Genomic DNA, 24,345 nt, shown 5'->3' with positions numbered 1-24,345 from the left:
AGTGGCTGACAGTGGCGAACTGGTGCATATCGGGTGTTACACCCCGCAGGGCGGTGGACGCGGCAAGGGTATCGTCGCCGCCCGCCGCGACCCGCGTACCGGCCGGCTCGACATTCTCGGCACGGTCGCGGCCACCCCGTCACCGTCGTTCCTGACCCGGCACCCCCGGCTGCCGGTGCTCTACGCCGTCGGGGAACTCGACGACGGCGTGGTCACCGCCTGGGGCATCGGGCCGGACGGCGGACTGGCACCGCTCGGCAGCCAGCCGACCGGTGGCGCCCACCCCTGCCACCTCGCCGTCTCCGCCGACGGCGGCCACCTGTTCAGCGCCAACTACGGCGGGGGGAGCGTGGCCGTACACCCGCTGGACCCGGCCGGGGTCCCCGGCCCGCGCTCCGACCTGATCGAGCACCACGGGCACAGCGTCGACCCCGACCGGCAGGCCGAGCCGCACGTCCACATGGTCTCGCCCGACCCGGACGGCGGCCCGCTGCTCACCGTCGACCTCGGCACCGACGCCGTCTACCGCTACCAGCTCGACCCGGCCACCGGGCGGCTCGGCTCCTACGGCACCCCGGTGCGGACCTCGCCCGGCACCGGTCCGCGCCACCTCGCCCGGCACCCCGACGGCCGGTTCTTCCTGGTCGGGGAACTCGGCGCGACGCTCCACGAGTACGGCCCCGATGGCGCCGGCACCGTGCACGAGAGGTCCCGGGTCCCGGCCAGCGAACGCCGCGGCCACGTCCAGCCCTCGGAGGTCGCCGTACGCGGCGACGGCCGCTTCGTCTACGTGGGCAACCGGGGCGTCGACACGGTGAGCGTGTTCGCGCTGGACACCGCGCAACCGCGGCTGGTGGCCGAGGTCGGCAGCGGCGGGCACTGGCCCCGGCACCTCGTCGTCACCGGCACCCACCTGTACGTCGCCAACGAGCGTTCGGACACGATCGGCGTCTTCGCCGTCGACGCGGAGAGCGGGGTGCCGACGCCGCTCGGCGAGCCGGTCCCGGTGCCCAGCCCCACTTGCATACTTACGACCACCTGACGGCCGCTATGCGTAATAAGTGTGAAGTGTCGTCTCATTCGCCGGTTAGGTGATTGCTGAAACGCCCCGGGATCAGGGTGCTACCAGCGGTTACTGAAATTTCCTCCGAGGTTCCGCCTCCGTAACTTTCGACCGAACGTACGTGGCAGTCGCCGGGCGGCTTCAGCACTATGGGGACCGTGCCGGGCCGCCATCGCATGCGAAAAAGCTTCCGTGGAACGAGCGCCATCGCGTCCGCGATGGCGCTCGTCGTCGTAGCCGCCGGAGGTTGGTTCGCCTACCGGACCGTGCTCGGAGCCGACTGCTCCGGCCGGGTGCCGCTCAACGTCGCCGCCGCACCCGAGATCGCGCCGGTGATCGAGGCCGCCGCGGCCGAGTGGGTCGAGGACGGCGCGGCCGTCGACGGCACCTGCGTCGCGGTCACGGTCAGCGGCACCGACTCGGTCGACGTCGCGGCCGCCGTCGCCGGACTGCACGGCATCTCGCTCGCCGGGGTCGGCCGGGCCAGCGGCACCGCCGTCATGCCCGACGTCTGGGTGCCCGACTCGTCGACCTGGCTGCTGCGGCTGAGCGCGGCCGCGCCCGGATTCGCCCCGACCAACAACGCCCCGGTGGCCCACAGCCCGGTCGTGGTCGCGATGCCCGAGCCGGTCGCCACCTCGTTCGGCTGGCCCGACAAGCAGCTCACCTGGGCCGACCTGCTCCAGCAGATCACCACCGGGACCCAGCTGCGGACCGGCATCGTCGAGCCGACCCGGGACTCCGCCGGGCTGTCGCTGCTGCTCGCCGTCGGGGCCGCCGCCAGCGCCGCCGGCGAGGGCGCCCAGCAGGCCACGACGGCGGCGCTGCGGGCCCTGGCGACCGGCCGCTCCGCACTGCGTCAGGACCTGGTCGCCCGCTTCCCACGGTCGGCCGACCCGGCCTCCGTCGCCTCCGCGCTGGGCGCCGCCGCGCTCTCCGAGGAGGACGTGATCGCCTACAACGCGGCCCGGCCGCCGATCACGCTCGCCGCGCTCTACCCGCAGCCGGCGTCGATGGCGCTGGACTACCCGTACGCGATCCTGCCCGGCACCGATCCGGCCCGGGCCGCCGCCGCCGAGGGGCTGTTCTCGGTGCTCGACACCGCGGCGTTCCGGGACCGGCTCGGCGCCCGTGGACTGCGTGGCCCGGACGGCACCTGGGGCCAGGGCTTCGAGGCGCCGCGCGGGGCACGGGCCGGACTGCCGTCCCCGCCGTCCGCCGCACCGGGCACGAGCGCGTCACCGGACCCCGGCGGGTCGGCGTTGCCCGGCGCACCGGCCCGCGGCCCCGATCCGGCGGCGGTCGAGCGCGCCCTGTCCACCTGGACGGCGGTGACCCTGCCCGCGCGCATGCTGGCGGTGATCGACGTGTCGGGATCGATGCTGCAACGGGTGCCCACCGCCGGCGGCGCCACCCGGATGCAGGTCACCCTCCAGGCCGCCCAGCGCGGGCTCGGTCTCTTCGACGACTCCTGGGCCGTCGGGCTGTGGACCTTCTCCACCGAGTTGTCCGGCGGGCGGGACTACCGCGAGGAGCAGCCCGTCGGTCCGCTGAGCAGCCAGCGGAGCAGGCTGCTCAGCTCGCTCAACGCCATCACCCCGAAGCCGGACGGCGACACCGGCCTCTACGACACCGTGCTGGCGGCGTACGAGAGCATGCAGGAGGGGTGGGAGCCCGGGCGGGTCAACTCCGTCGTCATGCTCACCGACGGTCGCAACGACGACGACAACGGCATCTCGCAGGAGAAGCTGCTCAGCGACCTGCAGGCGCTCGTCGACCCGCGCCGGCCGATCCAGGTCGTCATCATCGGCATCGGCGACGGGGTGAGCCGCGACGAACTGGACGCGATCACCAAGGTGACCGGGGGTGGCGTCTTCGTCACCGAGGACCCGGCGAAGATCGGCGACATCTTCCTCCAGGCGATCGCGCTGCGTCCGGCCGCACCCGGCTGACCTGCGACTCAGCGATGGACGACAATGCCGAATCACGTTGAGTGGTGCCGTGGCTGCGATCTGCTCCCACGGATGAACCTATGGCCGCAATCAAGTGACAGTTTTTTGTCGCAAGGTCTGGACGAGTACCCACGTAGGCAAAGATGACTGAGTGCCCGGAGCAGCCGGCTCGCGTTCATGAGCCGGGTGATGTTCCGGGTTTTCGTCGACTTCTGACCTGGGGGTGGATTGGTGTCGTCGGCGACGCTTTCGAGCCCCGCCGCGGTCCAGGCGGGCGCCGGGCCGCAGGCCCGGGCCGAATCGCTGCGGATACGGCAGCGGGCTTACATCCGCGCGATCTTCGTCCTGGACACGGTCGTCCTGGTGCTGGCGGTGCTCGGCGCCTACCTGATCCGGTTCGGCACCTCCGAACCGCGTGGCCGCGGCTCCGACATCTCCTACCTGATAGTCGGACCCGCCCTGGTGCTCGTGTGGCTGCTCTCGCTCAAGCTGCTGCACTGCTACGACGACCGGGTGCTCGGCTACGGCGCCGACGAATACCGCCGGGTCACCTCGGCCAGCCTCCGGCTCGCCGCCACCGTGGCGATCGCCGGATACATCGCCGACGTCGGGGTCGCCCGCGGCTTCCTCGCCCTCTCGTTCGCGCTCGGCATCGCCGGAATGCTGGTGGCCAGGTTCGCCGCCCGTAAACGGCTGCACCGGGCCCGCTCGCGGGGCGCCGGCTGGTCCCGGCAGGTACTCGTCGTCGGTGACACCGCCCACGTGCTCGAACTCGTGCACACCCTGCGCCGCGAGCCGTACGCCGGCTACGAGGTGGTCGGCGCCTGCATCCCCGACGCGCTGCTCGCCCCCGTACCGCAGCGGCTCGGCGACGTACCGGTCGTCGGCTCGTTCCGGGGCATCCCCGACGCCGCCGCCGCGACCGGCGCCGACACCGTGGCCGTCACCGCCTCCGGCGAACTCACCGCCACCCGGCTGCGCCGGCTCGGCTGGCAGCTCGAGGGCACCGGCATCGACCTGGTGCTGGCACCGGCGCTGACCGACGTCGCCGGCCCGCGCATCCACACCCGGCCGGTCGCCGGACTGCCCCTGATCCACGTCGAGGCGCCCGAGTTCCGCGGCGCCCGGAAGTTCATCAAGGGCCTGGTCGACCGCTCGTTGTCGCTGATCGCGCTCACCCTGGCGCTGCCCGTACTCGCCGTCATCGCGCTGACCATCAAGCTCGACAGCCGGGGCCCGGTCATCTTCAAGCAGGTCCGGGTCGGGCAGGGCGGCAAGGAGTTCGGCGTCTACAAGTTCCGCACCATGGTGGTCAACGCCGACGCGCTGCTCGCCAAGCTGGCGGCCAGCAACGAGACCGACGGCCTCATGTTCAAGATGCGCGACGACCCCCGGGTCACCCGGGTCGGCAAGTTCCTGCGCAAGTGGTCGCTCGACGAGCTGCCCCAGCTGGCCAACGTGCTCTTCGGGCACATGAGCCTGGTCGGCCCGCGCCCGCCGCTGCCGTCGGAGGTGGCCCGCTACGACGGCGACGTGGCCCGACGGCTGCTCGTCAAGCCCGGCATGACCGGCCTGTGGCAGGTCAGCGGCCGATCCGACCTGACCTGGGAGGACGGCATCCGCCTCGACCTCTACTACGTCGAGAACTGGTCGCTCGCCGCCGACCTCGCCATCCTCTGGAAGACCTTCGGCGCGGTGGTCAACAGCCGCGGCGCCTACTGAGCCCCGCCGCCCCGCCCCACCCGTCCGGGGATGCGGGGGAGCGGCGGCGGTCAGTGCTGCGGGCCGGTCCAGTCGAGGCAGACGGCCACGGCATCGTCGACCAAATCGCCGGAGACGAAGGCACGCACGTCGCCGAGCAGCGAGCGCACCGCCTCCAGCGGTGCCAGCGGGCGGGTACGCCGGACGAACCGCTCCAGCGCCGACTCGCCGTACCGGGTGTTCGTCGCGGTGGCGTCGGAGATGCCGTCGCTGAGGACGAACAGCCGGTCACCGACCTGCAGGTCGAAGCTCTGGGCCTGGTAGATCGTGCCGTCGAACATGCCGAGCGGGAACTGCGCCTCCAGCCGCTGCTCGACCACCTCGCCCTCCCGCAGCAGCAGCACCCGGGGCGAGCCGGCGTCGACGGCGAGGACCTTCCCGGTGGCCAGGTCGAGTTCGAGCAGGAGCGTCTCGATGTGCTGCACACCCCGGTGGTGGGCGTAGACGGCCTGGTCGGCCAGGGACGCCTGGTCGGCCAGGGACAGGCCGGCGCGGCGGGCGTTGCGCAGCGCCTGGATCGCCAGGGTGGTCAGGGTGGCGGCGGTCACGCCTTCACCCATGCCGTTGACGGTGGCGAGCCAGGCCCGGTGCCCGTCGTCGGCCCAGTCGAAGCTGTCGCCGCGCACCGCGTACGCCGGCTCCAGTTGGCCGGCGAGGCTGAACGACGACCGGGACCGGCTGCGGCCGGGGAGCAGTTCCCACTGCATCTCCGCCGCGAGGGTCAACCGGCGGGTACGCGCCGCCACCGAGTAGCGGTCGGTGCTGGAGCGTACGGCGGCCAGTTCGTGCCCGAGCGACGTGGCGATCTCGGCCAGCTCGTCGCGTAGTCGCGGGTCGTCGGGTACGGCTCGCAGGCGCAGCACCCCGATCCGGTCGCCGCGCATCGTGACCGGCAGGTAGAGCGTGTCCTCGTGGAGGATCTCGGCCTGGTGGTCGAAGCTGCGCCAGGCCGGGTCGCCGGGCGACGTCACCGGCCCGTCCCCGCAGAGCGGCAGGAGCGCGGCGATCCGGTAGTCGACCTGGAGAAGTTCCGTCCCGGTGACGCCGTACGCCTTGGCCAGCGCCCCGCCGAGGCACTCGACGATCTCGTCGGCGGGTGCCGTGGTCAGGGATCGCCGCACTCCGATCAGCCGCTCGTACATGATCCGCCCCCTGGCTTGTCCGGCGGCGGGTGCCGCGAGGGTAGTGTCAGGCCCACCATGGCCGAACACCATGGTCCAGACGGGCCGGAACCGAGTATCGCCGCCGAGGTGGACGCCGCGGCGGAAGCGTTGCTGTCCGTGTGGGATTCGGCACGTGAGCGGGCCACCAGCCGGTTGTCCGGATCACAGCTGCGCGCGGTGATCATCGTCGAGCAGTACGACGGGATCAACCTGCGCGGGCTGGCCGAGAGCATGGGCATGATCCTGTCGTCGGCGAGCCGGCTCTGCGACCGGCTGGTCGCGGCGGGGGTGCTCGAACGGGTGCCCGGCCGGGCCGACCGGCGGGAGATCTCGCTGCACCTGACCCCGGTCGGTCAGACGTTGCTCGCCGAGCTGCGCCGCGACCGGCGGGAACGGCTGGCGGCGGTGCTCGACGCGATGAGCGCCGGCAGCCAGCAGGCGCTGCTGCGCGGGCTGCGTGAGTTCGAGTCGGCGGCCCGCGCCGAGACGGCCGAGGACGAGGCCCGTTCGGCCTGACCCCGGATCCGGGCGGGCGCCTCGCCGGTCACGGCCGGGCGGGCGCCGCACTGGTCACGGTCGGGCGCGGACACCGTCACGGGCGGGCGAGCACCGTCACGGCCAGGCGGGCACCGCCCCGGTCACGGGCGGCCGCCGGCCAGCCAGCGGGCCGGCCGGTCCAGCACGGCCCGTACGACGGATCCGGCCGCACCCACCACCGCCGCGTCGCCGCCGAGCCGGGAGGCCCGGACGGTCACCGGTGACCATCCGGCGGTCAGCACCCGGTGGTTGACCTCGTCCTCGACCGCCGGCGCGAGCCAGGGGGTGAGGGGGGCGTAGACACCGCCCAGCACGACGGTGTCTACGTCGAGCACGTTGATCACGCCGGCCACGGTGACGCCGAGGGCCGAACCGGCGTCGGCGAGCGCTCGCAGCGCCGCCGGGTCGGCCGCCTCGGCGAGGCTGGTCAGCCGGGCGACGGCCTGGTCCGCGGTGTGGCCCCGGTCGGCCAGGCCGGCTGCGGCCAGGATCGCGTCCTGCCCGGCGTACCGCTCCAGGCAGCCTCGGGCGCCGCAGCCGCACGGCGGGCCGTCGGGCCGTACCGCGACGTGGCCCAGTTCGCCGCTCCAGCCGCGGGCGCCGCGCAGGAGGGCGCCGTCGAGCACGATGCCGGCGCCGATCCCGATCTCGCCGGAGACGTAGAGGAAGCTGGCCGGGCCGGCGGTGTGCAGTTCGCCGAGGGCGGCCAGGTTGGCCTCGTTGTCGACGGTCAGCGGCGCCCCGCCGGCCAGGGCGGGATGCCCGTGCACGAGGGCGGGTACGTCGACGTCGCGCCAGCCGAGGTTGGGGGCGAGCCGGACGACGCCGTCGGCGGTGACCAGCCCGGGTACGGCCAGCGCGGTGCCGGCGTGCGCCAGCCCCTGCCGTTCGGCCTCGCCCCGTACGGCGGCGGCGAGGTCGGCGACCCGGGCCAGCACGTCCCGGGGCCCGGCCGGGCGCTGGTCGGCGCGGTGGACGACGCGGTGCCGGACCCGGCCGGTCAGGTCGACGACGCACGCGGCGAGGTAGTCGACGTTGATCTCCAGCCCGAGCCCGGCCGGCCCGTTCCCGGCGAGCACCAGGCCGAGCGCGGGCCGCCCGGCGCCGGCACGTGGGGTGGGAGCGACCTCGGTGACCAGCCGGCCACCGATCAGGTCGTCGACGAGTGCGGAGACGGTGGCCCGGGTCAGCCCGGTCGCGGCGGCGATGTCGGCCCGCGACGGCACCCGGCCGCCCGCCGCGGCCGTCCCGCCGGCCGCGTCGGTGCCGCCGGCCGTCGGCGGACCGGTCGCGATGTGTCGCAGGACCAGGCCGAGGTTGTGTTCGCGCAGGCTGGCCTGCCTCACCGGGGTGTTGCCCGACCGTGTGCCAGCCTGCGCCATGACCTTGACAGTGCCATAGCCGCGCCAAATAATTCAACGAATAAACAAATCAAACGTGTTACGTGGAGGTCGCCATGGCAGCCCAGCCCACGCCCGCTGACAAGTTCTCCTTCGGCCTGTGGACGGTGGGGTGGCCGGCCCGCGATCCGTTCGGCGACGCGACCCGGGCCGCGCTCGACCCGGTCGAGGCGGTGCACCGGCTCGCCGAACTCGGGGCGTACGGCATCACGTTCCACGACGACGACCTGATCCCGTTCGGTTCCGACGACGCGGCCCGCGACCACCACGTCGGCCGCTTCCGCAAGGCGCTCGACGAGACCGGCCTGGTGGTCCCGATGATCACCACCAACCTGTTCACCCACCCGATCTTCAAGGACGGCGGCTTCACCAGCAATGACCGGGACGTACGCCGGTTCGCCCTGCGCAAGGTGCTGCGCAACATCGACCTCGCCGCCGAACTCGGCGCGAAGACGTTCGTGATGTGGGGTGGCCGCGAGGGCGCCGAGTACGACGTGGCCAAGGACATCCGGGCCGCGCTCGACCGCTACCGCGAGGCGGTCAACCTGCTCGCCGGCTACGTGCTCGACCGCGGCTACGACATCCGGTTCGCGATCGAGCCGAAGCCCAACGAGCCGCGCGGCGACATCCTGCTGCCGACCGTCGGGCACGCGCTGGCGTTCATCAACGAGCTGGACCACCCGGAACTGGTCGGCCTCAACCCCGAGGTCGGGCACGAGCAGATGGCCGGGCTCAACTACGCGCACGGCATCGCCCAGGCGCTGTGGGCCGGCAAGCTGTTCCACCTCGACCTCAACGGCCAGCGCGGCATCAAGTACGACCAGGACCTGGTCTTCGGCCACGGCGACCTGCTCAACGCGTTCGCCCTGGTCGACCTGCTGGAGAACGGCGGCCCGGACGGCGGGCCGGCCTACGACGGCCCCCGGCACTTCGACTACAAGCCGTCGCGGACCGAGGACTTCACCGGGGTGTGGGCCTCGGCGGCCGCCAACATGCGCACCTACCTCCTGCTCAAGGAGCGGGCCGCGGCGTTCCGCGCCGACCCGGAGGTGCGTCAGGCGCTGGCCGACAGCCAGGTCGACGCCCTCAACGAGCCGACGCTGAACCCGGGGGAGACCTACGCCGACCTGATCGCCGACCGGTCGGCGTACGAGGAACTCGACGCCGACGCGGTCGCCGCGAAGGGCTTCGGCTTCGTACGTCTCAACCAGCTAGCCGTGGAGCACGTCCTCGGCGCCCGCTGACCCCACCCTCGATCACCGTGATCAGGGAGTATTTCCGGCGTGTCGACGGCGCGCCGGCGTACCCACTCCCTGATCACGGTGATCTTTGAAGAGAGCGGGGCAGCGGGTAGAGTTTCGGATCTGTCGATGCGGAGGCCAGTCATGCCGTACGTCGCCGGAGTCGACTCGTCGACCCAGTCCTGCAAGGTGGTCGTCCGCGACGCCGAGACCGGCGCGCTGGTCCGGCAGGGCCGGGCCGCCCACCCCGACGGCACCGAGGTCGAACCGGCCGCCTGGTGGGCGGCACTCCAGGAGGCGATCGACCAGGCCGGCGGGCTCGACGACGTGGTCGCCGTGTCGATCGCCGGCCAGCAGCACGGCATGGTCTGCCTCGACGAGGACGGCAAGGTGGTCCGGCCGGCGCTGCTGTGGAACGACACCCGCTCGGCCGGCGCCGCCGCCGACCTCGTCGCCGAGTTCGGCGGCGACCGGGCCGGCCGGCGCGCCTGGGCCGAGGCGGTCGGATCGGTGCCGGTCGCCAGCCTGACCGTCACCAAGCTGCGCTGGCTGAGCCGGCACGAGCCGGCCGCCGCCGACCGCACCGCCGCCGTCTGCCTGCCGCACGACTGGCTCACCTGGCGGCTGGCCGGCGCGCCCGGCCTCCCCGCCCTGCGCACCGACCGCGGCGACGCGAGCGGCACCGGCTACTGGTCGCCGGCCACCGGTGCCTACCGCACCGACCTGCTCCGGCACGCCTTCGACGGGCGCGAGCCGGCCGTACCCAGGGTGCTCGGCCCGACCGACCCGGCCGGCACCCTGCCGGCCGGCGCCCGGCTCGGCCCCGGCACCGGCGACAACGCCGCCGCCGCGCTCGGGGTCGGCGCCCTGCCCGGCGACGTCGTGGTGTCGATCGGCACCTCCGGCACGGTCTTCAGCGTCGCCGACCGGCCGGCCGCCGACGAATCCGGCGCGGTCGCCGGATTCGCCGACGCCACCGGCCGGTTCCTGCCGCTGGTCTGCACCCTCAACGCCGCGCGGGTGCTCGACGCGGCCGCGGCGATGCTCCGGGTCGGCCTCGACGACCTCGCCACGCTGGCCCTGGAGGCGCCACCCGGCGCCGACGGCCTGGTCCTGGTGCCCTACCTGGAGGGGGAGCGGACCCCCAACCGTCCACACTCGACCGGCGCGGTGCACGGCCTGACGCTGCGCACCGCGACCCCGGCCCACCTGGCCCGCGCCGCCGTCGAGGGCATGCTCTGCGCCCTCGCCGACGGGCTGGACGCCCTGGTGGCGCAGGGCGCCGCCGTCAACCGGGTGATCCTGGTCGGCGGCGGGGCCCGGTCGGCGGCGGTCCGCCGGATCGCGCCCGAGGTCTTCGGCGTCCCGGTGCTGGTCCCACCGCCCGGCGAATACGTGGCCGACGGCGCCGCCCGCCAGGCCGCCTGGGTCGCCCTGGGCGGTGCCGAGCCGCCACCGTGGTCGGCGAGCCAGGCCCGGGAGTACGTCGCCACCCCCGCCCCGCACGTCCGCGAGCAGTACGCCGCCAGCCGCGACCTGGTCCGCGACCGTCCGGTCACCGGTTAGCGCGTCGCCGGCCCCGGGTGTTGCCGGTGCCGGCGGCGTGGGCGATCCTGGTGCGGTGCCGAGGATGACCAGCGGGGTCGGGCCGCGTGGGGGCAGCCCGGCCCACCGGTTCTACAGCGTCGTCGTCTTCGTCGTCCTCGCCTCGCTCGACAACGTCGCGATCGGGCTCGTCCCACCGCTCTACGGGCCGATCTCCGAGTCGTTCGAGGTACCCGTCAGCGCCCTCGGCCTGGTCACCGCCCTCACCTTCCTCGTCAGCGCGGTCGCCTCCGTCGCCTGGGCGTACGTCGGCGACCGCACCGACCGCAAGCCGCTGCTGGTCGCCGGCACCCTGCTGTGGGCGGCCGGCACCGCCGGCAGCGCGCTCGCCGGCGGCGCGGTCGGCGGGCTGGCCACCGGCTACGCCGGCTTCGTCGTCGCGCAGATCGTGGCGGCGATCGGCCTGGGGGCGGTCGGGTCGGTCGGCTTCTCGGTCGTCACCGACCTGATCTCGCCGCGCCGCCGTGGCCTGGTGATGAGCTTCTGGGGGCTGTCGCAGGGCATCGGCACCCTGACCGGCACCCTGGTCGCCGGGCTGCTCGGGTCCGTCGACTGGCGCCGCCCGTTCCTGGTGCTCACCGTGGTCGGCCTCGCCGCGACCGCCGCCTACCTGTTCACGTACGACATCCGGCGCGGCGCGAGCCAGCCCGAACTGGCCGGTGTGCTCTCCGCCGGCGGCGACTACGACTACCGGATCGGCCGTGCCGACCTGCCGAAGATCGTCGGCCGGCGCAGCAACGTGTGGCTGATCCTCCAGGGCCTCACCGCCCAGGCGGCGTTCGGGTCACTGGTCTGGCTGCCGGTGCTGTTCCAGCAGCGGGCTCTCGACCAGGGTTACTCGACGCCCACCGCGATCGTGGTCGGCAGCGTCTTCGCGACCCTGTTCCAGCTCGGCGGGGTCTTCTCCATCGTCGGCGGCCTGGTCGGCGACGCGCTGCAACGGCGTACCCCGCGCGGGCGGGCGGTCGTGGCCTCGGTCGGCATCCTCGCCGCGGTGCCGTTCTACGTCGCCCTGTTCTTCGTGCCGATGCGCATCGACGTGCCGGACGGGGCCGGCGGCGGCGCGGTCACCGCCGCCGTGCTGCGCAGCGTGGTGTCCGAGCCGACGGTCGGCCTCAGCTTCCTCACCGCCGTCCTGGCCCTGGCACTGACCTCGGCGAACTCCCCGAACTGGTTCGCCCTGATCGCCGATGTCAACCCGCCCGAGCACCGGGGCACCGTCTACAGCCTCGGCAACCTGGTCAACGGGGTGGGCCGGGCGGCCGGGAACGGGCTGGTCGGCGTCGTCTTCGGCGTACTGCGCGGGGCGTTCCCACCCCCGCTGAACTACGCCGTGGGGCTCGCCGCCTTCCAGCTGTTCTTCGTGCCGACCGGGATCATGTACTGGCTGGCGTCACGCACCGCCCCCCGCGACATCGTCGCCGTGCACGACCTGCTGACCGCGCGGGCGGCGGGGGCCGGACCGGACCGCACCGACCGGTCGGCCGAGGGCACTTCCGGCCGTTGATCGGCAAGCTTGGCAGCATGCAGAACGCTCACCCGCTGCCGGCCCGTGTCGCCGGCTGGTTCGGGCTCGTCGCACATCTCGCCACCCTCGTCTGGTACGCCGCCAGCGGCCTGCTCGCACCCGGCTGGGCGGTGCTGCTCCTGCTGCTGGTGTGGGCCGGGCTGCTCGTCGTCGCGATCGTGCTGCTGCGCCGCCGTCCGGCGTATGTGCCGCTGGTGCCGGTCGTCGCGGCGCTGTTCTGGTTCGGCGCCATCTCGGCCGGGGAGGCCTGGCTCGGCTGGACCGGCTGACGACACGCTCGTCACACCGGCCGGTCCCGAACCCGGAACCGGCCGGTCGACGTGTCTCAGGCGCGGGCCCACACGGTGACGTCGGTCGGCACCCCGCCGTCGGAGTCGAGCGGACCGCTGCTGAGCAGCGGCTGCGTGCCGGCCGGCAACCCGACCGGATCGGCCCCGAAGTTCGTCACCACGAGCAGGTCGCCGTTACGGAACGCGAGCACGTCGTCGGCGGTGTCCACCCACGACAGCGTGCCCCGGCCGAGCCCGTGTTCGCGGCGCAGCATCAGCGCCGCCCGGTACATCTCGTACGTCGCCCCGGCCACCTCCCGCTGGCGGTCCAGCGCGTACTCGGCCCACAGCGCCGGCTGCGGCAGCCAACTGGCGTCGGTCGGCCCGAAGCCGTACGACGGCGCGTCCGCCTCCCACGGGATCGGTACCCGGCAGCCGTCGCGGCCCCGCTCGGCACCGCCGCTGCGCTTCCAGGTCGGGTCCTGCCGGGCGTCGTCGTCCATCGTGGTGTGTTCGGGCAGCCCGAGTTCCTCGCCCTGGTAGAGGTAGGCCGATCCGGGCAGGGCGAGCATCAGCAGGGTGGCCGCCCGGGCCCGGCGCAGCCCGACCGCGGCGTCCGGCTGCGGGTCGCCGGCCCCGATCCCGTTCGGCTTGGGCGTGCCGGGCGGCAGCCCGAGCCGGGACGCGTGCCGCACGACGTCGTGGTTGGACAGCACCCAGGTGGTCGGCGCCCCGACCGCGTCGGTGGCCGCCAGCGAGCGGGTGATCACCGCGTACTGGGCGGGCGCGGTCCAGGCCGCCAGCAGGTACTCGAAGTTGAACGCCTGGTGCATCTCGTCGGGGCGGACGTAGGCGGCCAGCCGCTCGGCCGGCTGCACCCAGGCCTCGGCGACCAGGATCCGCTCGCCCGGATAGCTGTCCAGCAGCCGGCGCCAGTCCCGGTAGATCTCGTGTACGCCGTCCTGGTCCCACATCGGCGGCCGTACGCCCTCGCTGCCGCCGCCGCTCAGCGGCTCCTCCGGGTAGTGCCAGTCGGCGAGATCGGCCTGCTTCACCAGACCGTGCGCCACGTCGACCCGGAAGCCGTCGACGCCACGGTCGAGCCAGAACCGCAGGACGTCCTCGAACTCGGCGCGTACCTCGGGCAGGTCCCAGTTGAGGTCGGGCTGGCCGACGTCGAACAGGTGCAGGTACCACTGGCCGGGCCGACCGTCGGGGTCCGGCACCCGGGTCCAGGCCGGCCCGCCGAAGACGCTGCGCCAGGTGTTCGGTGGCTCGGCGCCGTCGGTGCCCTTGCCGTCGCGGAAGACGTAGCGGGCGCGGGCCGGGCTGCCGGCCGGGGCGGCGAGCGCCTCGACGAACCACGGGTGCGCCGACGAGGTGTGGTTGGGCACCAGGTCGACGATGACCCGCAGGCCCCGGGCGTGCGCCTGCGCGATCAGCTCGTCGGCGTCGGCCAGCCGCCCGAAGATCGGGTCGACGTCGCGGTAGTCGGCGACGTCGTAGCCGGCGTCCGCCTGCGGCGACGGGTAGAACGGGGACAGCCAGACCGCGTCGACCCCGAGTTCGACGAGGTGGCCGAGGCGGGCGGTGATGCCGGGCAGGTCGCCGATGCCGTCACCGTCGATGTCGGAGAACGAACGCGGATAGATCTGGTAGATGACGGCGTCACCCCACCAGGCGGGCGGGACGGCGGCGGGCCCACCCTGGGCCGGGGAATCCGTGGCGGAGGTTTCGTGCGTGTTCAGGGCGCTACTCCCGTCAGTTCGTGCCGGATCGACCTGTTTCCACCGTACTGGTCGAGCCGCTGGATCCGGGTGGACCGGTCGTGGCGCGGTCGACTCTCTCAACCTGCCCGCGGCGGCGCCGTCGACTCCCGTACGACCAGCCGAGTGGGCAGGATCACCGGCGGCTCGACGGCGTCGGCGGGATCGCCGTGGCCGAGCGGGCCGAGCAGCAGGCGGGCACCGATCCGGCCCTGCTCGGCGGCGGGCTGCGCGACGGTGGTGAGCCCGACGACGCCGGCCACGTCGTGGTCGTCGATGCCGATGACGCTGATGTCGTCGGGCACCCGCAGCCCGGCCTGCCGCAGCGTGGCCATCGCTCCGAAGGCCATCTCGTCGCACGCGGCGAAGATCGCGGTGGGCAGCGGGCCACGGCGCAGCAGTTCGGCGGTGGCCCGGCTGCCCCCGTTGATGGTGAAGTCGGCCTCGATGTCGAGCCGGGGATCGGGTTGCACACCGGCGGCGAGCAGTGCCCGCCGGTGGCCGATCCGCCGGTCGATGTGGGTGGTGAAGGCCAGCTCGTCGGACGGGTCGCCGGAGATGTGCGCGATCTGCCGGTGCCCGAGGGCGAGCAGGTGGTCGGTGGCGGCCGCGGCGGCCGCCCGGTCGTCGATCAGCACCCGAGGCCACCCGGGTACGGCGGTGCCGGAGCTGATCGTGACGCCGGGCAGGGCCAGGTTGGTGACCGCCACGAAGTCGGCCGGCCCGAGCGGGGTGGCCACCAGCATCACGGCATCGACCCGCTTGTGGAGGTTGGCGGTGTGCAGCAGCCGCTGGCGGGCGTGCTCGCGGCCGCCGAGGTTGTACAGCAGCAGGTCGTAGCCGGCGTCGTGCAGCGTCTCCTCGGCGGCCTCGACGACCGTGGCGAAGAACCAGCGGGTGACCCGGGGGATCACCACCGCGACCGCCCCGCTGCGGCCGCCGGCCAGCCGGGAGGCGCTGGGGGAGGCGGCGTAGCCGAGTTCGGCCGCCGCCTCCAGCACCCGTTCCCGGGTGGCCGGCGACACCGTCGGCAGCCCGCGCAGGGCCCGCGAGACGGTGGCGGTGGAGACGCCGGCCCGGCGGGCCACGTCGTCGATCCTGGTCACCGGACCACCCCCGCCACCGTCGCGCGCAATGGTGCCGCGGTCAGCCCTTCACACTGCCGGCCAGCAGGCCGCGTACGAAGTAGCGCTGGAGGGACAGGAACACGATCAGCGGTACGACGATCGAGACGAACGCGCCCGCGGTCAGCCGTTGCCACTCGTTGCCCCGGGTGCCGGCGAGTTCGGCCAGCCGCACGGTCAGCGGTGCCGCCTCGTTGCCGCCGCCGGCGAAGATCAGGGCGACCAGCAGGTCGTTCCATACCCACAGGAACTGGAAGATACCGAACGCGGCCAGGGCCGGGGTGATCAGCGGCAACACGATCGACCGGAAGATCTTCGGGTGGGTGGCGCCGTCGACCCGGGCCGCCTCCATCAGGTCGCCCGGCAGCTGCGCGATGAAGTTGTGCAGCAGGAAGACGGCGAGCGGTAGCGCGAAGCAGGTGTGCGCGAACCAGACCTGGATGAACCGTTGCTCGTCGTCGAGGTCCCAGGCCGGCATGATCTGGACACCGCCGACGCTGACGCCCTGGGAGAAGAAGCTGAGCAGCGGCACGAGGGCCATCTGCAGCGGCACGATCTGCAGCGCGAAGATGCCGATGTAGACCCAGTCCCGGCCCCGGAAGTTGATCCACGCCAGCGCGTACGCCGCCAGCGCGGCGAAGGCCAGCGGGAACAGCACCGACGGCAGGGTGATGACGACCGAGTTGACGAAGTAGCTGGCGAGCTGTCCGGCGGAGGACGACCGGCCGAAGAGAACGTCCTGGTAGTTCTCGAAGGTGATCTGCGGGTCGGTGAAGAAGGTCCACCAGCCGGTGGTTTTGATCTCCTGCTCGGGGCGGAACGACGAGACGAACAGGCCGAAGGTCGGCAGCGTCCACAGCACCGCGATGACGATCGAGACGAGGCTCGCGACCCGGGTGTTCAGCCGCCTGCGGACCCGCCCGGCGGCGGTCTTCGGCCGGTCGGCGCCGCTCTTGGCCACCGGCGGCGCGGGGGTGGTGGTGGTCATGTCAGCCCTCCCGCTGCTGGCGCAGGTTGCGGATCTGGTAGATCACGATCGGGATCACCAGGACGAAGAGGAACACCGCCAGCGCGGAGCCCTGCCCGACCTGTCCGAACCGGAACGCCTGGTTGTACATCTCGTTGGCGATCACGCTGGTGTTGAAGTTGCCGTTGGTCATGGTCCGGACGATGTCGAAGACCTTGAGGGTGGCGATCGAGATCGTCACGACCACGACGATCAGGGCCGGCCGGATGCTGGGAAGGGTGACCCGCCGGAACATCTGCCAGGCGTTGACGCCGTCGAGCCGGGCCGCCTCGACGATCTCGGCCGGGATGGCCTTGATCGCGGCGGACAGGACGACCATCGCGAAGCCGGCCTGGATCCAGACCATGACGGCGATCAGCAGCAGCGTGTTGAGGGGGGAGTTGAGCAACCACTGCTTGGGTTCGCCGCCGAAGGACACCGCGATCTGGTTGAGCAGGCCGATCTGCTCCTGCTCCTCGGAGCGGTAGGCGTAGACGAACTTCCAGATGATGCCGGCGCCGACGAACGAGATCGCCATCGGCATGAAGATCAGCGACTTGGCGATGGCCTCGAACCGGGCCTTGTCCACCAGTACGGCGTACAGCAGCCCCATGCCGGTCGCGAGCAGGGGGACGAGGACCACCCACATCAGGGTGTTGGTCAGCACGTCGAGGATCTCGGGCTGAGAGAACATCCAGCCGTAGTTGCGCAGCCCGACCCAGTTGTCGCTGCCGCCGTCCATCAACGACAGCAGGGTGGTGCGTACGGCCGGCACGACCAGGCCGATGAGCAGCAGCACGATCGCCGGGAACAGGAAGAAGGCGGCGAAGAGCCCCTCCCCGCGGCGGGGGCGGGCGACCGGGGCGGGGGAGTCCCCGCCGGGCCCGCCCTTGGCGGTGCTCGCCGCGATCAGCCGCTGCTCGCGGCGCCGGGCGAAGTAGTTGGGGATGGCGTCGAGCAGCAGGAGCAAGCCACCCACCACGACGACGAACGCCACCAGGCCGTACAACAACATGAGAAGCTTCGGGGCTTCGTCGGCGAACTCCATGCGTCCTCCCGCACGCGGAACCTACCGGGCCGGTGGCCCAATGGACGGTGGTCCGGCCCGAGCGGGCCGGACCACCGGAAAATCACTGGGGCCAGGATTGCTCGACGAAGGTCAGCGTGCTGGCGGTGTCCTTACCGTTGATCCAGTCGATCATGCCCTTCCAGAACGTGCCGGCACCGACGGCCGCCGGCATCAGGTCCGAGCCGTCGAAACGGAAGACGGCGTTGGTGTCCTGGAGGATCTGGACCGACAGCTTGTCGATCGGGTTGGCCACGTTGTTCAGGTCGACGCCCTTGTTGGCCGAGACCCAGTTGCCCAGCTTGGCGCGGGCGTTGGCGTGGTCGGCCGAGGCGAGGTAGGTCTGGAACGCCTGGACCTCGGGGCGGTCGGCGAACGCCGTGACGAACTCGCCACCGCCGAGGACCGGCTTGCCCTTGCTCGGGTCGACCGGCGGGAAGTAGAAGGCGAATACGTCGCCGTCCTCGGCGACCCGGGTGCCCTGCGGCCACTGGTTGGCGTAGAACGACGCCTGCCGGTGCAGGGTGCACTTGCCCTCGACGATGGGCAGGCCACCCTCCTGGAAGGAGGTGGTGGAGATGCTCTTGACGTCGCCGTAGCCGGCGTTGACGTACGCCGGGTTCTTCAGGATGGAGCCGGCGCGCTCGAACGCGGCGGCCACCCGCGGGTCGTTGAACGGGATACCGTGCTCGACCCACTGGTCGTAGACGTCAGGGGCGTTCTCGCGCAGCATGATGTCTTCGATCCAGTCGGTGGCCGGCCAGCCGGTGCCCTCACCGGACTCGATACCGACGCACCACGGCTTCTGGCCGTCCGCGACGACCTTGTCGCTGAGCGCGATCAGTTCCTGCCAGGTGGTCGGGACCGTGTAGCCCTTCTCCTGGAAGGTCTTCGGCGAGTACCAGACGAAGGACTTCACGTTGGACCCGAACGGCGCGCCGTAGAACTGGCCGTTGACGGTGCCGTACTTCAGCCACTCGGCCGGGTAGTTCTGCTCGGCCATCGTCTTGGTCTCGGCGGAGGTCGGCTTGAGCTTGCCGGCGTCGGCGAAGCGCTTGATCAGACCCGGCTGCGGGATCAGGGCGATGTCCGGCGGGTTGCCGCCGTCGACGCGTACGGGAAGCTGGGCCTCGAACTCGCCGCTGCCCTCGTAGTTGATCTCGATACCGGTGCAGTCCTGGAACTGTGCCCAGGACTGTTCCAGCAGATCGGCCTCCGCGTCGCGGATCGACGCGTAGACGGTCACCTCGGTGCCGTCGTGTCCCTTGTATGGCTCGTACGCGGCGCACTCCGGGGAGTCCGCGTCGGTACCGCTGCTGTCGTCGCTGGAGCACGCGGCGGCACTGAGGGCAATGCCGAGCACGCTGGCGATCACGAGGGCTTGGCGTGGTCTGGTGAAGACCGCCATGCCGTCCTCCTTCCTTGCCGGCGCCGTTTCCGAGCCCCACGGCTCACACGCCGGCCCCGACTCCTGTGGGCGTCCTCACATGTAAGCGCTTGCAACATTCGGAGTCCAGTCCAGAAAGGCATCGGCAAGTAACAATCAGGAAACTCGAAGAGATTGCTCTCCGTAGCCATTTGCGCACCTGATGCTCATGGGAGCGCTCCGACCAGCGGATTCAGTCACCGAGGATGGCGGCGAAGCGGGTTTCCGCAAGGTCCAACTGGTCGAAGATGTGGTCCTTGGCGCGGGTGGACAGCGGGGTGTCGGGGCGTCCGATCAGCTCCCGGAAGAGCGGGACGAGCGGCCGGTACTTGCGGGCGAGCCGCGCCACCCGGTCGCCGGTGGTGTGGATGATCCCCACCCCGTTGTCGGTGAAGTCGGAAACCTTGATCACCCGTGCCCACGGGTGCCGGTCCAGGCTCTCCGCCACGTGTGCCCGGTACTGCTCGTGCCGGTCGCGGTCCGGGGCGTACTCCGGGTTGGTCACCGCCCGGACCAGGTCGGCCACCCGCGGGTTGAACCGGCGGGCCAGTTCGGCCAGGGCGGCCCGGGTCGCCACGTCGTACGGCTGGCCCGGCGGCAGTCCGGCCAACTCCTCCGGGTGGTCCTCGACCGCGTCGTGCAGCAGGGCGGCGACGATCACGTCGACGTCGTCGACCTCGTAGTACCGGATGATCCGGATCGCCACCCGGAGCAGGTGGTTGAGGTACGGCTCGCGCACCCGGCGGTCGTCGCGGTGCAGGTGGGCGGCGAGTTCGGCGGCGGCCGCCAGGCGTGGCCGGTCGGCGGGGGAGAACCGGGCGAGTTCCTCGTCCAGGCGGTCCCGCAGGCCCGGTTCGCCGTAGACCTCGGTGATCGCGTGCAACGGCATGGACATCAGGTACGTCGGCGAGGCCATGGCCAACAGGTATACCGGATCATCGCCACCGGAACTGGCGTGAACTTGCCAGAGCCCCTTCCGCCGCCTGCAGCTTTCTGTCAACATCCATCGAAAGATCGACAATTATTACCGTTGTTTGGAGGATCTGGATGTTCAGACGTCTGCTCACGCTCTCCGCCGCGGCGCTGATGGCCGCCGCCGCCGTCATCATCCCGGCCGCGCCGGCCGCCGCCGCACCCACCTTCAAGGTCCCGTTCCCGTGCGGGCAGACCTGGTCGGGCCAGACCCGGACCAACCACAGCCCGCAGAACTCGATCGACTTCAACCGGACCAACGACGTCGACGACCCGGTCGTGGCCAGCGCCGCCGGCACCGTCGACCGGGTCACCAACCTCGGCAACACCAGCTACGGCAAGTACGTACGGATCAACCACGGCGGTGGATACCACACCTACTACGCGCACCTGAACGCGTTCCGGGTGTCGGTCGGCCAGACCGTGCGCCACGGCACGGTGATCGGCACCGTCGGCAGCACCGGCGGCTCCACCGGCCCGCACCTGCACTACGAGCAGCGGCTCAACGGCGCCGACATCAAGATCCGGTTCAACGGCACCCTCGCCCTCTACTGGGGCACCCGCAACTACACCAGCGACAACGGCTGCTCCGGCGGCAGCACCGCCGCGGGCACCGTGCGCACCGCCGGCACCCCGCTGACCGTACGCTCCGGCCCCGGCACCGGCTACGCCTCCGTCGGCACCCTCGCCACCGGCACCAACGTCACCATCCACTGCCAGACCACCGGTACGTCGGTGACCGGCACCTACGGCACCAGCAACATCTGGAACCGGATCGGCAGCGGCCGGTTCATCGCCGACGCCTACACCTACACCGGTCACAGCGGCTTCATCCCGGGCGTGCCCCGCTGCTGACCGACCGATCCGCGTACGGGCGCCGTGGCCGGGCCGGGCACGGCGCCCGCCGGATCGGTTCATCCGCCACCCGGCGAGGGATCAGTTCATCGGCACACGGCGAGGGATCAGTTCATCCGCCACACGGCGAGGTTGAGCGCCGCCGCGAACGTCACCCACGCCCAGTACGGCACCAGAAGCAGCGCGGCCGGGCGGCTCACCCGCCAGAAGAGCGCCACGGTGGCGCCGACCAGCGCCCACAGCACGACGATGTCGAGGAACGCGAGGCCGTACCGGCCGGCGCCGAAGAAGATCGGCGTCCAGAGCGCGTTGAGCACCAGTTGGGCGGTCCAGACGTAGAGGGCGGGGCCGAAGCCCACCCGCCGCCAGACCAGCCAGCCGGCGAGCGCGATCATCGCGTAGAGCACGGTCCACACCGGACCGAAGACCGACGACGGCGGCGCCCACGACGGTCGGGCGAGCCCGCCGTACTCCTGCGCCGTGCCGCTCACGCCCAGGCCGCCGATGCCGGCGGCCACCACGACGGCGGCGGCGAAGCCGGCGAGCGCCCACCACCGCCGATGGCCGTGCCGGGCGTCGACGCTGAGCGTGTCCATGTCCGATGCGGTTCCCGCTGTTGGAGGCGGGCAAACCGGGCCCGGCCCCGGACGGCAAGGCGCCGGGGCCGCTGCCGGCCGGCCGTCCATCGGGGAGGACGACGACCTTCCGGCAAGCGACCCCGGCGGGTCCAGGAGGGGAATGGGAAACGAGGGGTGGGAGGGACGGAGAGGGGATCGGACGGCGTCAGGTGAAGAGGCTGACGCCGCCCGGGCCGACGAGCAGCCCGACGATGATGAGGACGATGCCCCACAGGATCTGCCGCCGGAAGAGCGCGAGTACGCCGGCGACGACCAGTACCACTGCGAGAATCCAGAGAATCAGGTCCATGGCGGCGGATTACCCGACCGCCCAGCGCCGGAAACCCGCCGGTCAGTGACCCTGGTCGCCCACGTGGAAGACGCTGTACGCCTGCTTGATCACCGGATGGGCGACGTTGCGGACCCGTACCCCGCCCGGCGTGGTGCCGCGTTCGCTGCCGGAGTGCGCGTGCCCGTGGATCGCCAGCGCCGTCGGCGCCGCATCGATCGCCTGACCCAGCAGGTACGACCCCAGGAACGGGTAGATCTCCGGCGGCTCGCCGGCCAGCGTCTCCGGCACCGGCGCGTAGTGGGTGAGCGCCACCCGGATGTCGCACCGCAGCCCGATCAGCGCGGCCGCGAGGCTGTCGGCGCTGTCATCGGTGGTCTTTATGAACGCCTTCATCTCCGGCTCGCCGAAGGCACTGGCGCTGCGGCCGGCGAATCCGCCCCCGAACCCCTTCACCCCGGCGACCCCGAGCCGTACCCCGTCGTGCTCCACCACCGTGGCGTCGCCCTCCAGCACCGTGATGCCGGCGTCCTCCAGCACCTTCACCACCTGCGGCACCTGGTCGCAGTGGTGGTCGTGGTTGCCGAGGACGGCGATCACCGGTACGCCGAGTCCACCGAACTCGGTGGCCACGCAGCGCGCCTCGGACTCGGTGCCGTGCCGGGTCAGATCTCCGGCGAGCAGCAGCACGTCGGCCTGCTCGGGCAGTTGGTCCAGGGCCGGGCGGAACCGGCCGACGACGTCCTCGTCCATGTGTACGTCGCCGACGGCGGCGATCCGGATCACGGCAGTTCCTCCGCTTCGGTCGGCGCGGCGGCGCGGGTCACCCCGATGTCGGAGGCCAGCCGCAGGTCGGGGTACCGCTCCTGCACCAGGCGCAGGATCTCGTCCCGGCGTTGCGGGCTCTCCACCTCGCCGCACAGGACCAGCGTGTTGTCCCGCCGCGACGCGGTGATGCCCTGTTCGGCGATGTCGGCGTTCTCGGTCAGCAGATGTTGGATCTCGGCTTCCAGGTACTCGTCGCTCACGGCTCCTCCTCGATCCGCTCGGTGTTCACGTCGGCACCGCCCGGTCGGCCCCGTACGGCACCACGTCCAAGCGGTCCAGCAGCACCAGGAACGCCTCGGCGTACGGGGAGTGCTCCGTCTCCTTGCGTACCCGGTCCCAGTCGATCTGCTCCCGCAGCGAGCGGGCCAGCGGCAGTCCCCGGGCGAAGTCGCAGTAGTGCTGGGAGAAGCTGAGCAGCTTGTGCACCATCAGTTGGGTCGCGGACAGGACCGGCATCTGGATGGCGTCGACGGGGCGTACGACGGTGTCGGTGAACGTCTCGTCGGTGACCGGGGTTTCGATCGGCCGGTGGATCAGGTCCACCATCCGGCCTTCGTCGTAGACCTTGACGAGCCAGTCCTCCGGCGGACGCTCCGCGGTGAATCCGGCCTCGACGAGCGCCTCCAGGCAGCGCTCGACGTCCTGTTCCCGGATCAGGAAGTCGACGTCGTGGTCGCTGGAATGGCCCCCGTGGGCATACACCGCGAAGCTGCCACCGAGCGCGAACGGCACGTCGGACTGTTTCAGTACGGCGGCTACGCGTTTGAGGGTGTTGAGAAGGCCCTCGTCCACGCGGTGAGACATGGCGGTCTCCCGTGGGTAGGTGTCTGTTGAAGGTCTACCGGTACCCGACCGTCGGCCCGCTGACACCTGGGCAGGGGCTCAGGAGCGCATTCCCCGTACGGCCCGGGGCTAACCCGCCCGGCCCCGGACCGGCCTTTCCGGTCGGCGGTGACCAGCCGGTCACCGCCCGCCGTACCCGTCGTCGAGGTGACCGCGCAGCTTGACCAGGGCCCGGGCCAGCAGCCGCGAGACGTGCATCTGCGAGACGCCGATCCGGTCGGCGATCTGCGACTGGGTGAGGTTGCCGTAGAACCGCATGGTGAGGATCTGCTGCTCGCGCAGGTCGAGGGAGGCCAGCGCCGGGCCCAGTGCGACCCGCAACTCGGCGAGGGCGAGTTCGTCGTCCTCGCCGCCGAGCAGGTCGCCGAGTTCGGCGGCACCCTCGGTGTCGTTGGTCGGGGTGGACAGCGAGACGGTGTTGTAGGCGCGGGCGCCCTCCAGGCCCTCCAGCACCTCTTCCTCGGTGATGCCGAGGTGCCGGGCGAGGTCGGCCACGGTGGGCACCCGGCCGAGCCGCTGCGGCAGCGTCTCGGTGGCCTCCGAGATCACGATCCGCAGTTCCTGGATGCGGCGGGGTACCCGGACGTCCCAGGTGCGGTCCCGGAAGTGGCGTTTGATCTCCCCGACGACGGTCGGGATCGCGAACCCGGCGAACTCCACCCCGCGCCCCGGATCGAACCGGTCCACCGCCTTGATCAGCCCGACCGTGGCGGTCTGGACCAGGTCGTCGACGGGCTCGCCGCGGCCGGCGAACCGGCCGGCGAGGTGCTGGGCCAGCGGCAGCCACTGCTCGATGGCCTCGGCCCGCAGACGGGGGCGGAGCGGATCGTCGGGCGCGAGTGCGTGCAGTTCGCCGAGGAGCGCCGAGGCTCGTTCGTCGAATTCGCGTTCGGCTGTGGTGCGGACATGTGTGCTGCCCACTGGAGGCCTCCCCTGCGCCAGATTGCACCCATCTTAAGACGATAAATTGGTGAATACCGGCAAAAGTACCGTGTCTTTGCCCTGCACAATCGCTTTTCGTCCCGACGTCCGCG

23 protein-coding genes are annotated in these 24,345 nt (G+C 72.1%); 9 read left to right on the top strand and 14 right to left on the bottom strand.

What is annotated here, in order from left to right:
• Window position 1 precedes the first annotated feature (1 nt).
• From AB0M79_RS33260 to AB0M79_RS33250, 3 genes are all read left to right on the top strand, one after another.
• A complete protein-coding gene (locus AB0M79_RS33260; RefSeq protein WP_364221723.1) occupies window positions 2-1,042 on the top strand; it encodes a lactonase family protein in 1,041 nt (346 codons plus the stop codon).
• 239 nt (window positions 1,043-1,281) lie between these two features.
• On the top strand, window positions 1,282-3,015 hold the full coding sequence (locus AB0M79_RS33255; protein ID WP_364221720.1) for a substrate-binding domain-containing protein: 1,734 nt from the start codon (window positions 1,282-1,284) through the stop codon (window positions 3,013-3,015).
• A 231-nt stretch (window positions 3,016-3,246) separates the two neighbouring features.
• Window positions 3,247-4,737, top strand: coding sequence for a sugar transferase (locus tag AB0M79_RS33250; RefSeq protein ID WP_357543503.1), 1,491 nt, complete (start codon window positions 3,247-3,249; stop codon window positions 4,735-4,737).
• A 50-nt stretch (window positions 4,738-4,787) separates the two neighbouring features.
• Here the strand turns inward: AB0M79_RS33250 and AB0M79_RS33245 are convergent, their stop codons facing one another.
• A complete protein-coding gene (locus AB0M79_RS33245) occupies window positions 4,788-5,918 on the bottom strand; it encodes a PP2C family protein-serine/threonine phosphatase (RefSeq protein WP_364221717.1) in 1,131 nt (376 codons plus the stop codon).
• A 57-nt stretch (window positions 5,919-5,975) separates the two neighbouring features.
• On the opposite strand from AB0M79_RS33245, the gene AB0M79_RS33240 reads away from it, so the two are divergent.
• Window positions 5,976-6,455 (top strand): MarR family transcriptional regulator, encoded by a 480-nt coding sequence (locus AB0M79_RS33240; protein ID WP_364221714.1) that lies wholly within the window; start codon window positions 5,976-5,978, stop codon window positions 6,453-6,455.
• 122 nt (window positions 6,456-6,577) lie between these two features.
• On the opposite strand, the gene AB0M79_RS33235 is transcribed toward AB0M79_RS33240, so the two are convergent.
• Window positions 6,578-7,858 (bottom strand): ROK family protein, encoded by a 1,281-nt coding sequence (locus AB0M79_RS33235; RefSeq protein ID WP_364221711.1) that lies wholly within the window; start codon window positions 7,856-7,858, stop codon window positions 6,578-6,580.
• A gap of 74 nt (window positions 7,859-7,932) precedes the next feature.
• Here AB0M79_RS33235 and xylA point away from each other — a divergent pair, with 74 nt between their 5' ends.
• From xylA to AB0M79_RS33215, 4 genes are all read left to right on the top strand, one after another.
• Window positions 7,933-9,120: a xylose isomerase gene (gene xylA / locus AB0M79_RS33230; protein WP_364221708.1), complete on the top strand. Its 1,188-nt coding sequence runs from the start codon at window positions 7,933-7,935 to the stop codon at window positions 9,118-9,120.
• 141 nt (window positions 9,121-9,261) lie between these two features.
• On the top strand, window positions 9,262-10,683 hold the full coding sequence (xylB, locus tag AB0M79_RS33225; protein WP_364221779.1) for a xylulokinase: 1,422 nt from the start codon (window positions 9,262-9,264) through the stop codon (window positions 10,681-10,683).
• 64 nt (window positions 10,684-10,747) lie between these two features.
• Complete coding sequence (locus AB0M79_RS33220; protein ID WP_364221705.1) at window positions 10,748-12,229, top strand: MFS transporter; 1,482 nt, start codon at window positions 10,748-10,750, stop codon at window positions 12,227-12,229.
• Between the two features lie 17 nt (window positions 12,230-12,246).
• Entirely contained in the window at window positions 12,247-12,519 is a 273-nt protein-coding gene (locus AB0M79_RS33215) for a hypothetical protein (RefSeq protein WP_357543515.1), read from the top strand.
• A 56-nt stretch (window positions 12,520-12,575) separates the two neighbouring features.
• Here the strand turns inward: AB0M79_RS33215 and AB0M79_RS33210 are convergent, their stop codons facing one another.
• The 6 genes from AB0M79_RS33210 to AB0M79_RS33185 form a co-directional block, all read right to left on the bottom strand.
• Window positions 12,576-14,180, bottom strand: coding sequence for an alpha-amylase family glycosyl hydrolase (locus AB0M79_RS33210; RefSeq protein ID WP_364221776.1), 1,605 nt, complete (start codon window positions 14,178-14,180; stop codon window positions 12,576-12,578).
• A gap of 185 nt (window positions 14,181-14,365) precedes the next feature.
• The gene (locus AB0M79_RS33205; RefSeq protein ID WP_364221701.1) at window positions 14,366-15,391 is read right to left on the bottom strand and encodes a LacI family DNA-binding transcriptional regulator; all 1,026 of its coding nucleotides are present in this window, start codon (window positions 15,389-15,391) and stop codon (window positions 14,366-14,368) included.
• A gap of 40 nt (window positions 15,392-15,431) precedes the next feature.
• Window positions 15,432-16,397, bottom strand: coding sequence for a carbohydrate ABC transporter permease (locus tag AB0M79_RS33200; protein ID WP_364221698.1), 966 nt, complete (start codon window positions 16,395-16,397; stop codon window positions 15,432-15,434).
• Window position 16,398: 1 nt separating this feature from the next.
• A complete protein-coding gene (locus tag AB0M79_RS33195; RefSeq protein WP_364221695.1) occupies window positions 16,399-17,463 on the bottom strand; it encodes a sugar ABC transporter permease in 1,065 nt (354 codons plus the stop codon).
• Between the two features lie 82 nt (window positions 17,464-17,545).
• Window positions 17,546-18,889 (bottom strand): ABC transporter substrate-binding protein, encoded by a 1,344-nt coding sequence (locus tag AB0M79_RS33190; protein ID WP_364221692.1) that lies wholly within the window; start codon window positions 18,887-18,889, stop codon window positions 17,546-17,548.
• A gap of 211 nt (window positions 18,890-19,100) precedes the next feature.
• The gene (locus AB0M79_RS33185; RefSeq protein WP_357543525.1) at window positions 19,101-19,823 is read right to left on the bottom strand and encodes an HD domain-containing protein; all 723 of its coding nucleotides are present in this window, start codon (window positions 19,821-19,823) and stop codon (window positions 19,101-19,103) included.
• A 131-nt stretch (window positions 19,824-19,954) separates the two neighbouring features.
• On the opposite strand from AB0M79_RS33185, the gene AB0M79_RS33180 reads away from it, so the two are divergent.
• On the top strand, window positions 19,955-20,734 hold the full coding sequence (locus AB0M79_RS33180; protein WP_364221688.1) for a peptidoglycan DD-metalloendopeptidase family protein: 780 nt from the start codon (window positions 19,955-19,957) through the stop codon (window positions 20,732-20,734).
• Between the two features lie 107 nt (window positions 20,735-20,841).
• On the opposite strand, the gene AB0M79_RS33175 is transcribed toward AB0M79_RS33180, so the two are convergent.
• The 6 genes from AB0M79_RS33175 to AB0M79_RS33150 all read right to left on the bottom strand — a co-directional run bounded on the left by AB0M79_RS33175 (window position 20,842) and on the right by AB0M79_RS33150 (window position 24,232).
• Window positions 20,842-21,330, bottom strand: a complete 489-nt coding sequence (locus AB0M79_RS33175; RefSeq protein ID WP_364221685.1) for a TspO/MBR family protein — start codon at window positions 21,328-21,330, stop codon at window positions 20,842-20,844.
• A gap of 187 nt (window positions 21,331-21,517) precedes the next feature.
• Window positions 21,518-21,661 (bottom strand): GPGG-motif small membrane protein, encoded by a 144-nt coding sequence (locus tag AB0M79_RS33170; RefSeq protein ID WP_357543531.1) that lies wholly within the window; start codon window positions 21,659-21,661, stop codon window positions 21,518-21,520.
• Between the two features lie 42 nt (window positions 21,662-21,703).
• On the bottom strand, window positions 21,704-22,426 hold the full coding sequence (locus AB0M79_RS33165) for a metallophosphoesterase (RefSeq protein ID WP_364221681.1): 723 nt from the start codon (window positions 22,424-22,426) through the stop codon (window positions 21,704-21,706).
• Window positions 22,423-22,668 carry a hypothetical protein gene (locus AB0M79_RS33160; protein ID WP_364221678.1) on the bottom strand — a complete coding sequence of 82 codons (246 nt, stop codon included), beginning with the start codon at window positions 22,666-22,668 and terminating at the stop codon, window positions 22,423-22,425. Before AB0M79_RS33160 ends, AB0M79_RS33165 begins: the two co-directional genes overlap by 4 nt.
• 25 nt (window positions 22,669-22,693) lie before the next feature.
• Entirely contained in the window at window positions 22,694-23,272 is a 579-nt protein-coding gene (locus AB0M79_RS33155; protein WP_364221675.1) for a nucleotidyltransferase, read from the bottom strand.
• Window positions 23,273-23,431: 159 nt separating this feature from the next.
• Complete coding sequence (locus AB0M79_RS33150) at window positions 23,432-24,232, bottom strand: SigB/SigF/SigG family RNA polymerase sigma factor (RefSeq protein WP_364221672.1); 801 nt, start codon at window positions 24,230-24,232, stop codon at window positions 23,432-23,434.
• Window positions 24,233-24,345 lie beyond the last annotated feature (113 nt).

The sequence above is a fragment of the Polymorphospora sp. NPDC051019 genome, from assembly GCF_040683055.1.
Taxonomy (GTDB): Bacteria; Actinomycetota; Actinomycetes; order Mycobacteriales; family Micromonosporaceae; genus Polymorphospora; species Polymorphospora lycopeni.
The sequence above is the reverse complement of the archived record's forward strand: the minus strand, read 5'-3'. Positions and strand labels throughout refer to the sequence as shown.